Source organism: Arthrospiribacter ruber, assembly GCF_019343195.1.
GTDB classification, from domain to species: Bacteria; Bacteroidota; Bacteroidia; order Cytophagales; family Cyclobacteriaceae; genus Arthrospiribacter; species Arthrospiribacter ruber.
Map to the genome: position 1 here is coordinate 234,662 of NZ_RPHB01000002.1, position 14,202 is coordinate 248,863.

Sequence of the window (14,202 nt, forward strand, 5' to 3'; positions counted from 1 at the left end):
TATAAATCTTATTCCATGAACCTGCTTAAACCTCTTATCAAAAAACTCCACCTCTGGCTCGGATTGGCATCCGGGCTGGTGGTGGTTATTCTCGGCATTACAGGCTGCATCTATGTGTTTGAGGAAGAGTTGAAGCAACTGGTTTACCAACAGCGCTATACTGCCGGCCACTCCGGGCAAGCCCCCCTGCCACTTGAAGACTTGCTTCCCATTGCACAGGAGGCACTTGGAAAAGATAAGCTTATTTCATCGGTTAAGATCCCGGCCAAACCTGGCAAAAGCTATCACTTTTCTACCTACAAAACTAATCCAACAGGTTGGAATTACTTCAACACCTCTGAATATTACCTTACTGCTTATGTAAACCCCTACAGTGGGGAAATACTGATGGTAGAAAATACTCGTCTTGAATTCTTCCGAATAGTACTTTGGATCCATTACAACTTGCTATTAGGCAATATCGGAAAGCAAATAGTAGGTTGGAGTACAGTGGTTTTCATCTTGTTGCTCATCTCTGGATTGGTATTGTGGTGGCCGAAAAATAAAGCTGCAGCCAAGCAACGGTACTGGTTTCGCTGGAAATCCAGTACAAAATTCAAGCGGAAAAACTACGACCTCCACAACATACTTGGCTTCTATATCCTGTCCTTAGGTTTGATCATCGCTCTGACAGGATTGGTATGGGCCTTTACTTGGTTTAGTACAGGCGTGGACTGGCTGGCCAATGGAGGGAAAAATTCTCCAAAGAGGGTTTCAGAATATGCTGATTTTGCTGAGAGCCAATATGAGGCTGGGATTCATGACCTTATCCTGTCTGACCTGAAACAAAAAAATCCAGAAGCCGATCGGTACGAAATCCGAAAACTGGAAGGTGCTTTTCCATTTCAGGGATTGACACTTTATAAAAACAGCTTCCAGAGACACCGATTTGACATATACCAATATCATCCCGAAACGGCTAAGGTTTTAGAACAATTGACTTACACGGATAAAACCAAAGGAGAAAAATACAGAAGCATGAATTACCCTATTCATGTAGGTAGTATCCTCGGCTTACCTGGGAAAATCCTCGCCTTTTTTGCCAGCCTGATAGCCTCAAGCCTTCCTGTCACTGGATTCATGATCTGGTATAACCGTGTTTACGGAAAAATGAAGAGCAAAAACCACCGAATGCAGTGGCAAGACAATCCTAATACAAAACCTTCAAAAGAACATGTCAATTAGAAATAACTGAAAATAATCTTGCTGTTTTTAAAAACACTTTCAACTACTGGCTTTATGGTAGAGAAATGTGAATTAAACCCCTTTACACCTATCAATCATACTTTAAAACCATTTACAAAATATGAAAACAAAGAAATCACTCAACATCAAGCATAGCTTCCTTGGCAGCCTAATCTGCTTGATGATTATTTCAAGCTTGCTACAAACTGTCCAGGCCCAGCAAAATCCAGCTACTATCCAGGGAAAGGTAATTACTGAGACAGGCCTGCCCCTCCCTTTTACCAATGTCTATCTCAAAGACAAAAACAAAGGTGCACTTACCGATGAAGAAGGTCTTTTTACTATTGATCAGGTATCAGCAGGAAAATACATTTTGGTTATCTCCCATTTGGGTTATGCAACAAAAGAAATCCAACTCAAACTGGAAAATGGACAGACACTGAAGGTCCCAGCTGTAAGTCTTCTGGAAAACGGCAGTGACCTGTTGGAATTTACCTTGACTGACTCCAAGATAAATCCATTGGCCAACAAAAAGACAGACTATGTTGCCCGTATGCCATTGGAGAATTTGGAAAACCCGCAAGTTTACAATGTGGTGAGCAAAGAACTGATAAAGGAGCAGGTAATCACAGACATCGGGGAGACTGTCAGAAATGCACCTGGCGTAGTTCCCATCACCTATGCATCCGGTGGATTTGGGACAACATTCAGGGGATTCAGTACAGGTATCAATGCCAGAAATGGCATGGAATCGGCCACGGGCCGATCCAGTCTTGACATTGCAAATGTTGAGCGGATTGAAATATTGAAAGGCCCATCAGCAACATTATTTGGTGCTAATGTATCTTCTTTTGGAGGGGTAGTCAACTTGGTAACAAAAGCCCCTATGGAAGAAAGGCAAACCGAAATTGCTTATACAACTGGAAGCTTTAACCTGCACCGCATTGCTGCAGATGTAAATACACCACTTAATGAAGCTAATACGGTGTTACTGCGGGTTAATACTGCCCTGAACCGTGAAAAAAGTTTTATGGATTATGGTTTCAACAATACCTTCATCATTGCTCCGAGTTTGTTGTACAAGGCTTCCGAGCGACTAACTATAAGCTTGGATATGGAGTACTTCAATGCAAACAGTAACAGACCCCAATATTCCAGGTATGCATCAGGTTCTGGAATCACCAGCCCCAGACAACTTCAAATTGATTATAGAACAGCTCTATACCATGAGGACGCAGACTCACAGACTGCCGCAACAAAGTTATTCGCCCAAGCCAAATACCAACTGGGTAAAAACTGGACTTCCACTACCTTATTTTCCTTCCTCAATGAGGATGTCAACCATAGTTACCAAGCCCAGCCCACTTGGATCTCGCCTACTGAAGTCGCCAGATCGGTTGGCATGTGGGGACCTATCTATGCAAACTACACCAACTTCCAGCAAAACTTCAATGGTGAATTCCAAACTGGAAGTGTTGGCCACAAAGTTCTTATAGGTGCTAATCTGAGGGCATTCGATTCCAGAAGTGAATACTCCACAACAGATGGTTTTATTGATACTGTCAATGTAACCAATGATTTCAGACCTCTTAGAAGATTTGAAATGGATTCACGACTGATACCGAGATTTTTCCCGGGTTGGCATAGCCACAATGATCTTACATACAGTGCATACATCGCAGATGTCATTCAATTAACTGACCGCCTTTCGACAATGTTAAGTTTGAGGTTGGATCATTTCAAAAGACCGGATGACGGCGATGTTGCCGGCTTTGAGCAGACAGCCTTGGCACCTAAAGTAGGGCTTGTTTACCAAGTGCTAAAAGACAGGGTTTCTGTGTTCGGCAACTACATGAGCGGATTCCAAAATCAGGCACCTAGGATGCAGCCAAACGGCCAACAATTATCCATAGACCCGGTTTTTGCCACCCAATCCGAAGGAGGTATCAAAGCAGAAGTATTTGAAAAAAGACTAAGTACAACCATCAGCTATTACCATATCGCCATAGACAATGCAGTCCGGGTAAATGCTGACGGTTTTGCAGTACAAGATGGCCAACAGGTAAGTAAAGGGCTGGATATAGAAGTCATTGCCAACCCAATTTCAGGTTTGAACCTAATCGCTGGCTATGCCTACAATGACAACAGGATAATCAGGGCAAGTGATGAATCCATTGAAGGCAATAAGGCCAATGATGCACCTGAACATGTAGCAAATTTCTGGGCTTCCTACAGCTTCCAGCATAGATTGAAAGGCTTTGGTGTAGGTATTGGAGGTAATCATGTTGGGAGTACATACATGTTTACAGACAATGTGTTTTCCATTCCATCCTATACCCTATTGAATGCAACTGCATTTTATGACCAGGGAAATTGGAGAATTGGGCTAAAGTTAAACAACATCACCAATGAGCAATATTGGTCATTTTTGGGCGTAGCTCAGGCACCTACTAACTATATGGCGAACCTGACCCTCAGGTTTTGAGGCAGCTGCATTAATAACATTTAGCCTTCAGGTACATTGCCCCTCCTGCTTAGCATAAGCAATCAATATTGCAGGATTTGGCCCGAAATAAAGTGCATCTATTAACTATCAAACTTCATAGAAAAATGTTATTTAAAATTATTCTAAATAACTCCAATACCACAGAGAGAATCTTTATATTTGCTTTTATTAATACTTAATCTAATTAAAATTAACATACCTCAACAGTTCTAAATCAAAGCGGGATGAGCAATTGCAATACAGAAGTAATATTGATGAAAGATGGGTTTATCCTTACCCATTGTGAGGATTGTGACACATTCTGCCTGATGTACCAGCAATTTATGATCCGGCTAAATTCTTACGATTTCAGTTCATTTATCCGGTATGTTGATCATTTGGAATTTGACTCCCACAGTTTCCCTTTTTATGACGGAATCGACAGGATGGTATTGGAAACCTACCATGCAGAAATCCAATTCACCCTGAAGGAGGAAGAGTTTTACATGTTCAAGGCATACCTAAACGAAGTCAAAATTCATTTTCAGATTGCAGAACTCATGAAGCAATAGGCTTCAATTAAATTAAACCTTAAAACTATTAGAAAATCAAAATCATGGAAACAAAGAAAATCTTCTTAATGATAGCAATGCTTTTCACTATCACATCTGCTTGGTCCCATGCCTTATGGATTGTAACCTCTCCGAAGGGGGAAAAAGGTAAAAAGCATGAAATCAAAATCCATTATGGGGAATATGCAGAAGGCCATATTGAAGCATTGGACGATTGGTATTCCGACACTAGGGAATTTGAATTGTGGCTGGTGTCTCCCTCTGGAGAAAAACAAAAACTTGGAACCACTCCTCACTCCAAATATTTCGATGCTTCATTTACACCAGAGCAGGATGGAGAATATTTCCTCTACATCAGCCATGCAGCCAAAGACTTGGGAGGGAAAACCATTTACCAGTTCAACACATCAGCTTCTGTAAAAGTGGGGCATTCCAACGGTAAAAGCCTGGCTGAATCCATCCCGAGCGACTTGAAAATCATACCACAAAACGAAAATTCCTACTTGGTACTCTACAAAAACCAAGTTTCTCCCGGCACTTCTGTCGAACTTGCAGGGCCTACAGGCTGGTCAAAGGTATTCACCACCGACGACCTGGGAATGGTCACCATCGAAACTCCTTGGGAAGGGTCATATCTTCTGGAAGCAATTACGAGCGTCAAGGAATCCGGTCAGCACCATGGAAACCCATATGAGGCCATATGGAGATGCGCAACGTATAGGTTCGACATAATTTTTTAACTGCACAAAACAATTTTTCAACATTCCGCCAGTCTGCACAGCTGGCGGGATGTTCATTACCATACTACCAAAAACAAAAGACCTAAACATGTATACAATTGTAATCGGGTTCACGACTGTTGGTTTTATCTTAAACTACCTCAGCTCGAGGCGGGTAATCCTTTCTTCACATACCGTGTTAAGAACCTGGGCTTATGCCAATGCTTCTACAAGCAAGGTCTTGGGTTTGGCATCCTTAACTTTGGGGCTGATCCTCCACATCATGCAATTGGGCTTTGGTTCCGGAATTTTTTCCTTCTTGGTCATTCTGATGACGGCAGGAAGCCTTGTTGTCCTCCTCTATCCACTTAATATATTCAATTTCAGAGTTCTATTGCTGCTTTTCGCAATAAGTCTGATTCTCGAACTGTTCATCTAAGTCCTATGCCAGCCAACAAAAAACACCTTTCTACCTGGAGCCAAAGACTGACTAAGATTTCAGCCGGATTTATCGGGGGCTATATGGTCTCAGTTTCATTTTTCATTGCCCTTGCATTTTGGACTGACCATATCAACATGGTGATGACCTTAAGGTATGCCGGATTTATTCTCTGGGCTTTCTTGATGGTTTTTGCATTCCTGGCCAAAAACGGTTGGAAAGTATGGGGAATCTACCTGCTGGTAACATCAGTTTTTGCAATTGCCATTTATTTTGGACAAATCTATAGACCTCTACCATGAATATCAGAAATTACAACATCCTCTTCCATACCCATACCATCAGTGGAATCATCATCAGTGCAGCCCTTTATGTCATTTTTTTCGCTGGATCCTATTCATTTTTCAGGGATGATATAGAGGCATGGGAGAGAAATGAAGCGGTCACTGAGCAGGTTTTTTTAGAAACAGATTTTAACCGGTTGATAGACACATTGGCCTCCCGTCATGAATTGGGCAACAGGGATATCACCATCCGCCAATATAAGCTCAGCCAAAGGGCCAACGTAAGCATTTCGGCCACCAAAGACACTACACAAAGTGCTGCTGGCACACCTGGTAGTTTCTTTTACACCAACCTCAAAGACTTTAGCTCAACAGATTATAGAAGCTCATATACCTTGGGTGAGTTTCTGTACAGGCTCCATTTTTTCGCACAATTGAACCTGTATGGGAGGTCAGGCTATATGCTTGCGGGTTTTGTCACTTTCTTTTTTCTTTTTGCACTGATCACAGGGGTCTGGATCCATTGGGACAAGATCATTTCTAACTTTTACCTTTTCCGTCCACAGGCAAAGCTTAAAAACCTTTGGACTGATGCGCATACCGCATTGGGAATTTTGGGTCTTCCCTACCAGTTTATTTTTGCCGTAACCGGCGTCTTTCTCATTATAGGAACTACTGTGATGGCACCTCCGGTGCTGTCTCTGATTTATAAAGGCGACCAGGAAAAACTCTACGAAGACATGGGGTTTAACCCACCTGTGTATGAATTAAATTACCAAAAGCTCGAAAAAATCCCTGATATAAATCTGATGCTCAAAAAAGCGGGGGATAAATGGGGAGATTTTGAATTAAAATCAATCTCATTGTATTCTTATGGAGATCAAAATATGCATATCTCCATTCAGGGTGCACCTTATCCTAAGTCCAGATTTTCAGGCAAAGGAGAGGCAATCTTCAATGCCCATGACGAAGAACCCGTTTACCATCAAGACCTAAATAGCAACCCGAACTATCTTCATGCATCGGCTGATGTATTGAGAAAACTTCATTTTGGCGATTTTGGGGGTTTGGGGCTTAGGATTGTCTATTTTATTCTAGGATTGGTATCCTGTTTTGTAATCCTATCAGGTGTCATGGTATGGCTGGTAGCACGGGACAAAAAAAGCACTCCGGACATCAAGCGGAAATTCAATGCCTGGCTGGTTTGGATCTACCTGGCCCTTTGCCTGGGCATGTATCCTACTACAGCTATTGCATTCTTTGCTGTCAAAGTATTTTTGACAGAACTTAACCCTGATCCCATGAGATTTATATTTCAGGTGTTCTTCTACAGTTGGCTGGGTATCACAGTGCTGCTGACCGCACTCAGGAACAACCGTTCCATAACGAAATATAGTCTTTTGTCTGGTGCGGTCATCGGACTCACTATCCCTATTGCCAACGGTATGGTCACAGGAAACTGGTTCTGGAGCACTTTCAACAGTGATCAGGTCCAACTTTTTACCGTGGATATGCTTTGGTTGACCACTTCTCTGATTTCCTTGTGGACTTTTTACAAAATGAACCGGACGGAGAGCCCGGAACCAGCATCAGAATCTATTGCAAAGCCTATCAAAAAACATTCCCTTCAAAACACCTAAAAATGTAAAAGACTAGTTGAAAAAGGAATCACAACAAGAAGAAAACCCAAAACAATTATATACCATGAAAACGTTAATTGCATATTTTACAATCAAAGGAAGAGCTGAGGAAGCTTTGAAATTCTACCAACACTGTTTTGGCGGTGAGATTCTATTTATCCAAAGGTTTTCAGAAACTTCCTACGAGGTTTCCGAGTCCTACAAAACCAAGATTTCCCATGCTGAATTCAAAGCGGAAAACATCCATTTTTATATTTCAGATGGATTCGAAAAAGAAGCAGTCAATTTCGGAAATGGGATAGGAATGACCATTAATTTTGATATTGAAGAAGAACATCAAGCCGTTTTTGAAAAGTTAAAAGTAGAAGGAGAAGTCACTTTTGAGCTATTTCAGACTACGATTGATTCCAGTTTAGTCTGTGTCATCGATAAGTTTGGAATTCACTGGTACCTAAACTACAAGAAAAACCAAACATCTTAAATGCTTATTTAAACTGCTGACTCCTTAGGATAGAAGCGATTCAGTAATCCGAATAAATGATATTTTTATAATTCACCGAATCCGGTTTAACAGGATAAGGGGACGATCCTTACTTGGACACCCAAGGATCTCCTGAAAAACTCAAGTGACCAGATGAGTTAAATCCAGATCTGATTCAAGTTTGGTCAGTCTTTTTATTTGTTTGTGTAAAAATACTCTGTAAAGGGTATTTTCGGTTGTGAGGATTTGGTAGGTTTACATTTACTAACTCTTGACTAAGTCCGCCAAAACCTAAGTTAGTGAAATAAAAATGAAGAGAACGCAAAAAGCTATGGAAGGAAAGGGTTTTCACTTTATCACATTCAATTGGTAAAGTAGACTCAGAAAAAAACCCAGGTGGAAAGGCAATATCTGATTAACCAATTTAGAGGATAAACTAACAAAAATGACCGATGAAAGCTTTAATGATCCTAATCGAGGAATGAATATTCTCATTTCAATTGTTTCTCAAATCATTAAATTAAACAAAGATGAAGAAACATTGATTAGAGCTTTATTCAAAGTAAAAAAATTCAATCAAGGAGATTATTTTCTTGAAGAGGGAAAAGTCTGCAAAGAGATTGGCTTTATAACAAAAGGGCTTGTAGCATATTTTATAGACTCGGTGGAACTACATGTTTATGATTTTTGCCAGGAAAATGAATTCGTCAGTAATTACGAAAGCTTTTTAAACCAATCTGAATCTTCGAAATCAATTTCGTGCTTAGAGGACACTGAAATGTTATGTATAACTTTTAATGACTTACAGGTTTTATACAAAAAGATTTCTGAAGGACAAAAGCTAGGCCGTATAATTAGCGAAAACCTGTTTTTAGATGCTATTGAAAAACTAACTTCTTTTTATACTGAAAGTCCTGAAGCCAAATATGAGCGGTTTTTAAAAAAATATCCTGATTTGATCCAGAGAATACCTCAATATTATGTTGCTTCATTTGTAAATGTCAAACCTCAATCTTTAAGTAGGATCAGAAAACGCATGTTAAATAAATCAAAAGTTAACCCAGGTGAATGACTTCAATGTGTTCGTAAGATAATTTTGTCAAAATCAAAATAAGATAAAATTTATGAACATTGAAGAACGGATTTTCACGAAATTATTTTTGAATGAAGCTTTTGTAATTGACAAAAAAAAGCTGACAGAAGAGGTTTTTCATTTCAAATTGAAAGGAGACATACGTTTTTCAAACTACAAACCCGGTCAACATCTCCGGCTATTATTGTACCCGAAACAAGCAGGAAAGCTTCGTGACCGGGTCAGAACCTATTCAGTCTGGAACTACAACAAAAGCAAAGAAGGATCAGTAGTAGACCTTGCTATTTGCACCAGTTCAGAAGGACCTGGAAGCCGATGGGCTTTAGAATCGGAAATTGGAACTCCTCTTTTCATTTCTGACCCACTTGGTAAATTCACATTGGAGGAGTCCAAAAAGAGTATTTTATTCATTGGAGATGTTTCGGCGCTTGCCCATTTTTATTCTTTCAGAAAATACCGCAAAGAAAACCAAAGCATCAAGGGAATATTTTATGGGACGGATGAGACAGGCTTATTTCAGGATTTTGATGGATCACGGCCATTTTCATTTCATCCTATCAATAAGGGAAATGATCTTCAATTTTTAAATTATTGTCGCGAACTAAAATTTGACCATGACACCATGATTTATATTGGTGGTGAAGGTAATATGACTGTAAAACTGCACAACTTATTTTTAAGGGATTTGGGAGTTTCAAGAAGGCAGCTTAAGGCAAAACCATTCTGGATGTCAGGCAAAACAGGTTTGGAATAAAGAATAATTCGATATTTCAATTAAGGTGATCAGTTGGACAAAAATGATTTTTGGATAGGAAAGAGAAATTTGACTTTGAGAGAAATACACATAGGCCAAGTAAAGAAAATTGGGACGGCAATAGGTTAAGACATTGCATTAATGGATTTAGATGCGAAGTAGACCTATCTATGAAAAGTGGGAAAAATGAACTACAATGATGAAGCAATAGACTATTTATATGGGAGGTACTCAAATACACCGCCCGAAGGTCACACCCTTAATTCTGTCATTGAGGATATTTTGGAACTACCTCCAAGATCTTTTAAAGATTGCATAGCTGAAAACATTAAATCATTTCGACAACATAAACAAAAAAAAAAAAATGATGAGTACAAAATTTTCTAAGTATACTATAACATTAGCATTGCTTTTTGTAGGTTTTAATGCAAATGCTCAAAATAAAAATCAATGGAAATTTAATGGATCATTTGGCTTTGGATATTCCACAATTACAAATATGCCTGAGGATATTTACAATCAAGGTCGCGAAAATATTCAGTTGGGGCTTTTGATTGAAAGGAGGATTAACGACAAGTTTTCAATAGTATCACTGGCTGAATTGGATATTCTTAATTATAACTTTGATGGTTATATAAGAACCGACCCATCGGAGTCAAGAATAATTCTTGCGCAAGCACCTCCCGGCATTAAATACACTGGTCTAAGTCAAACTGCCATAGGATGGAGTGTACTGGGAAGATACCATTTTAAAACACGAACTTTTCAAGACACTGAATGTGTAGAAGGTGGTTGCAGAAAAGAAGGTGCTCTATTTTTACAAGGAGGCCTTAGATTTTCGAGTCCACTAAATAGTAGTTACTACTTTAGAGAAAATACTGAACAATCTAATATACGTCTCAATAGTTATGTAAACAGAGCCTTGTTTCAAGCAGAACTTTCTATAGGTGTAAAAGGTAGGCTAAATAACTTTTTTAGCATACTCAATTCTTCTTCAGTGGGGGTGATATACCAATTCACTCCGATATTCAAAACCGGAAAAAATACAATCGCCCTAAACCCTATTCATCTTTCTTGGAGGTTTTTGTTATAAACTTGCCCCATTACATGACAAATTTGATGATTTGTTGAAGGGCAATTTCCGGAAAATAAACCCTAAGAAATTCAGCTTCTGAATCCAATTGTTTAATTTGATATGTATATCCGAAATCATTCAGGCATCCAATTTAAAGTGGGTCTTAAATCACCCTGATCCCGAGTCCTCTAGATCCGATCCACCAAGGCGGACAAGTTACTTGTAGGTATTGATCAAATGCAAACATTAAATTTTATTATTTGATATTACTGGCAAAGTAGGATAAAATCACATTAATATATTTAAGTTTTTGAAACATAAAAACAATAAAGTCAAACGCACAGGAAAATTTTAAAAGACAAGAGAACCAGGCCTGCCCGCCACCCAAAACTCACTTTTTGCCAAATGACAAATGATTCCATTTTTTATTGAGCCAGCTTTGTACCATTAATAACTTAAAAAAATAAAAAAATGGTAAAGACAGTTTTAGTAACAGGTGCATCGGCAGGAATCGGAAAAGCAACAGCAATATATTTGGCACAAAACGGCTACAATGTATACGGAGCTGCACGCCGAACAGAGAAAATGCAAGACTTAAAAAAACACGGCATAAAACCAATTTCTTTGGATGTTACCAAAGAAGAAAGCCTTGTTGCTTGTATTAAACAAATTTTGGAAGAAACAGGTAGCATTGACGTTTTAATCAACAATGCAGGATCAGGCTATTATGGTGCCTTGGAAGATATGCCAATGTCTGATGCAAAATATCAGTTGGAAGTAAATGTTTTTGGAGTGGCACGTTTAATACAATTGGTATTGCCCGCTATGCGAAAAAACAATTACGGTAAAATTGTAAACATTTCATCGGTTGGTGGTAAAGTAACCTTGCCCATGGGCGCATGGTATCACGCAAGTAAATTTGCTATTGAAGGATTGAGTGATGCGCTTCGAAAAGAAGTAAAGTCGTTCGGAATTGACGTAATAGTCATTGAGCCTGGAGGCACTAAATCCGAAATGACAGGACTTGGAACTGAATATATGTCAAGAGTTTCGGGCAATACCGGATACAGCACTTTGGCAAAAGGCGTAATCAATATGTATGCAGCATTAGAAAAAAATGCAGCCGATCCGATTGTCATTGCAAAGCTTATCAAACAAGGCATTGAATCAAATAGTCCGAAAACCAGGTATGTTGGTGCTTCGGGAGCAAAAATGATGTTATTTTTAAGAAAAATGCTGTCCGATAAAATGTTTGACAAACTGATCATGAGCCAAATGAAATCGGGCATATAACCTGCTCCAGACCTAGAAACGATAATCTGTGGTGCGACCTGCCTGCAGCAGTCAGGAATTCCTTGTGACCGTTGAGAATCAAACACCATACACTTGAAATAAAACTATGGAAGCACTAATCAATTATTTATTACAATTCGGAAATTTGAACAAACAGCAAATTGATTTCATTACAAGCAAGTCAAGGGAATTAGCACTTCGAAAAGAAGACTATTTTTCAGAGGCCGGCAAAATTGCAAAACAGGTTGGTTTCATTTTGGACGGTATACTCCGGGTTTGCTATTATAGCAATAAAGGTGAAGATATTACCAAATATTTTATAGACGAAAACAATTTTGTTGTGGACCTGGACAGTTTTGAAAACAAAATTCCTTCTTCAAGATATGTCCAAGCCGTTACGGACTGCAAATTAATTGTGTTTCCCGAATATAATTGGGAAGAAATCTCCTATACCATAGTTGGATGGGAAAGTATTGTAAATAAGATCATCAAAAAATCATTGATTCAAAAGTTAGACAGAAGAAGCCCTTTGGTTTCGGAAGATGCCACAACCCGATACTTGGGGTTTATAGAAAAATACCCACAACTTATCAATCGCATTCCACTTTCTTATTTAGCTTCCTACCTCGGCGTGACACAATCTTCCTTGAGCAGAATTAGAAAAAATATCCGCTGATATTCCTGAAATTATTTTTCCCGCAGAAACAGGCTGAAATAGGTCAGCTGATAACCATATCTCCTAACATTCAGTCCACCGGATAAAATCCTTGTTTCTACCAGTTCTATCCGCAATCCTTAGAGGATAAATGTATCAATGGGAGTAGCCGCCAAGAATAGTGATCTTTGTGGCAACTTGCCCCTTTGAGTTGGTTTTACTCCTATCCGCAGGATCATTTCCAACTTATACTTTTCTTTTTTTAAAATTCCCTTCAAGTACCAAAAGATCCGGAATCCGGAGTTTGATTTTTATTGGTGAAATTTCCCTGGACAGTGTAATTTAGGTGGTGAGGATTTGACAGGTTTGAAGGATAAAAATAATCGATAACAATTAGAAAGGTCATGATGAAAATGCTTCTTAATAAGTTTACAGAAAGTCTATCATGTCACACGGATAGCAAATAACAAAAACATAAACCAAAACTCAAAAATTTTTGAAAAAAAAAGTATTGACAGCATTTTGAATTATTTATGGATATGAAAACATTGATTGACATAGAAAAGTGGAGCAGAAAAGAACATTATTTATTCTTTTCCCAGTTTGAGGAACCTTTTTTTGGCGTTACGGTAAATATAGATTGCACATCAGCCTATAAGACCGCAAAAGAAAGTGGCAATTCATTTTTTTTGTATTATTTATTCAGAGCTTTGAAAACAGCCAATGAAATAGAAAATTTCCGGTACAGGATCATCGATAAGCAGGTATATATCTTTGACAGCATAAACGCTTCTCCTACTATCAATCGGCCAAACGGTACTTTTGGTTTTGCATATTTGGAGTATTCCCAGGGCGAGAGCGATTTTTATGCAAAGGCTATAAAGGAGATAAAACGTGTACAGCAATCGAATGATTTAATGCCTGCGGTTTCCGGAGAAAACGTCATTCATTTTTCGGCTATACCCTGGATAGACTTTACCGCCCTTTCCCATGCCCGAAGTTTTTCTTACCCAGACAGTTCACCAAAAATATCTTTTGGAAAAGTAACCGAGCAAAGAGGCGTAAAAACAATGCCTGTTTCAATTCACGGACATCACGGTCTAATTGACGGCTATCATGTTGGGCTTTTTGTTGATAGGTTTCAAGAGCTAATGAAGAATTAATAAGACAAGAATTCTAGAAACAATTGTTTTTTACATTGAAAAATCAAAAGACAAGCTAGTTGCTACCGATCTAAATGGAACGTCAATAAGAGCCAAATTAGTAGAAAGTACAACGGAAGCTGTTCTTGGAGGCGATATAGGACACGTTTCACTTCAATTTGAACTATCAGAATCAATCCACTCTGAACAAAAAATAATAGAAATTGAAGAAAATATTAAAATCAATTTCGACAGAAACACTTTCACTTTAATACTTTTAAGTGCTCATTACAAAGATGGCCAATATTTATCAAACCTGTCTACTTCAGACTGAATCGCTTAATTG

At 38.8% G+C, this 14,202-nt stretch carries 14 protein-coding genes; all 14 read left to right on the forward strand.

The genetic code is table 11. The annotated features are described in order from the left end of the window. Positions 1 to 15: 15 nt before the first annotated feature. The 14 genes from EGN73_RS04015 to EGN73_RS04080 all read left to right on the forward strand — a co-directional run bounded on the left by EGN73_RS04015 (position 16) and on the right by EGN73_RS04080 (position 13,877). Positions 16 to 1,224, forward strand: coding sequence for a PepSY-associated TM helix domain-containing protein (locus EGN73_RS04015; RefSeq protein WP_219287191.1), 1,209 nt, complete (start codon positions 16 to 18; stop codon positions 1,222 to 1,224). Between the two features lie 121 nt (positions 1,225 to 1,345). Further along, on the forward strand, positions 1,346 to 3,709 hold the full coding sequence (locus tag EGN73_RS04020) for a TonB-dependent receptor (RefSeq protein WP_246611465.1): 2,364 nt from the start codon (positions 1,346 to 1,348) through the stop codon (positions 3,707 to 3,709). Between the two features lie 245 nt (positions 3,710 to 3,954). Continuing rightward, entirely contained in the window at positions 3,955 to 4,281 is a 327-nt protein-coding gene (locus EGN73_RS04025; RefSeq protein ID WP_219287192.1) for a DUF6686 family protein, read from the forward strand. A 44-nt stretch (positions 4,282 to 4,325) separates the two neighbouring features. Continuing rightward, positions 4,326 to 5,021: a DUF4198 domain-containing protein gene (locus EGN73_RS04030; protein WP_219287193.1), complete on the forward strand. Its 696-nt coding sequence runs from the start codon at positions 4,326 to 4,328 to the stop codon at positions 5,019 to 5,021. 88 nt (positions 5,022 to 5,109) lie between these two features. Further along, positions 5,110 to 5,439, forward strand: coding sequence for a hypothetical protein (locus EGN73_RS04035; protein WP_219287194.1), 330 nt, complete (start codon positions 5,110 to 5,112; stop codon positions 5,437 to 5,439). 5 nt (positions 5,440 to 5,444) lie between these two features. Then, positions 5,445 to 5,741, forward strand: coding sequence for a hypothetical protein (locus tag EGN73_RS04040; RefSeq protein ID WP_219287195.1), 297 nt, complete (start codon positions 5,445 to 5,447; stop codon positions 5,739 to 5,741). Then, complete coding sequence (locus tag EGN73_RS04045) at positions 5,738 to 7,363, forward strand: PepSY-associated TM helix domain-containing protein (protein WP_219287196.1); 1,626 nt, start codon at positions 5,738 to 5,740, stop codon at positions 7,361 to 7,363. The genes EGN73_RS04040 and EGN73_RS04045 overlap by 4 nt, the downstream gene beginning before the upstream one ends. A gap of 64 nt (positions 7,364 to 7,427) precedes the next feature. Further along, positions 7,428 to 7,844: a VOC family protein gene (locus EGN73_RS04050; protein WP_219287197.1), complete on the forward strand. Its 417-nt coding sequence runs from the start codon at positions 7,428 to 7,430 to the stop codon at positions 7,842 to 7,844. A gap of 445 nt (positions 7,845 to 8,289) precedes the next feature. Beyond that, positions 8,290 to 8,916, forward strand: a complete 627-nt coding sequence (locus EGN73_RS04055) for a Crp/Fnr family transcriptional regulator (RefSeq protein WP_219287198.1) — start codon at positions 8,290 to 8,292, stop codon at positions 8,914 to 8,916. 52 nt (positions 8,917 to 8,968) lie between these two features. Beyond that, positions 8,969 to 9,691 (forward strand): ferredoxin reductase domain-containing protein, encoded by a 723-nt coding sequence (locus EGN73_RS04060; protein WP_219287199.1) that lies wholly within the window; start codon positions 8,969 to 8,971, stop codon positions 9,689 to 9,691. A gap of 364 nt (positions 9,692 to 10,055) precedes the next feature. Further along, a complete protein-coding gene (locus tag EGN73_RS04065; protein ID WP_219287200.1) occupies positions 10,056 to 10,784 on the forward strand; it encodes a hypothetical protein in 729 nt (242 codons plus the stop codon). 453 nt (positions 10,785 to 11,237) lie between these two features. Beyond that, a complete protein-coding gene (locus tag EGN73_RS04070) occupies positions 11,238 to 12,059 on the forward strand; it encodes an oxidoreductase (RefSeq protein ID WP_219287201.1) in 822 nt (273 codons plus the stop codon). A gap of 106 nt (positions 12,060 to 12,165) precedes the next feature. Beyond that, positions 12,166 to 12,735 (forward strand): Crp/Fnr family transcriptional regulator, encoded by a 570-nt coding sequence (locus EGN73_RS04075; RefSeq protein ID WP_219287202.1) that lies wholly within the window; start codon positions 12,166 to 12,168, stop codon positions 12,733 to 12,735. A gap of 518 nt (positions 12,736 to 13,253) precedes the next feature. Continuing rightward, positions 13,254 to 13,877 (forward strand): chloramphenicol acetyltransferase, encoded by a 624-nt coding sequence (locus tag EGN73_RS04080; protein WP_219287203.1) that lies wholly within the window; start codon positions 13,254 to 13,256, stop codon positions 13,875 to 13,877. Positions 13,878 to 14,202 lie beyond the last annotated feature (325 nt).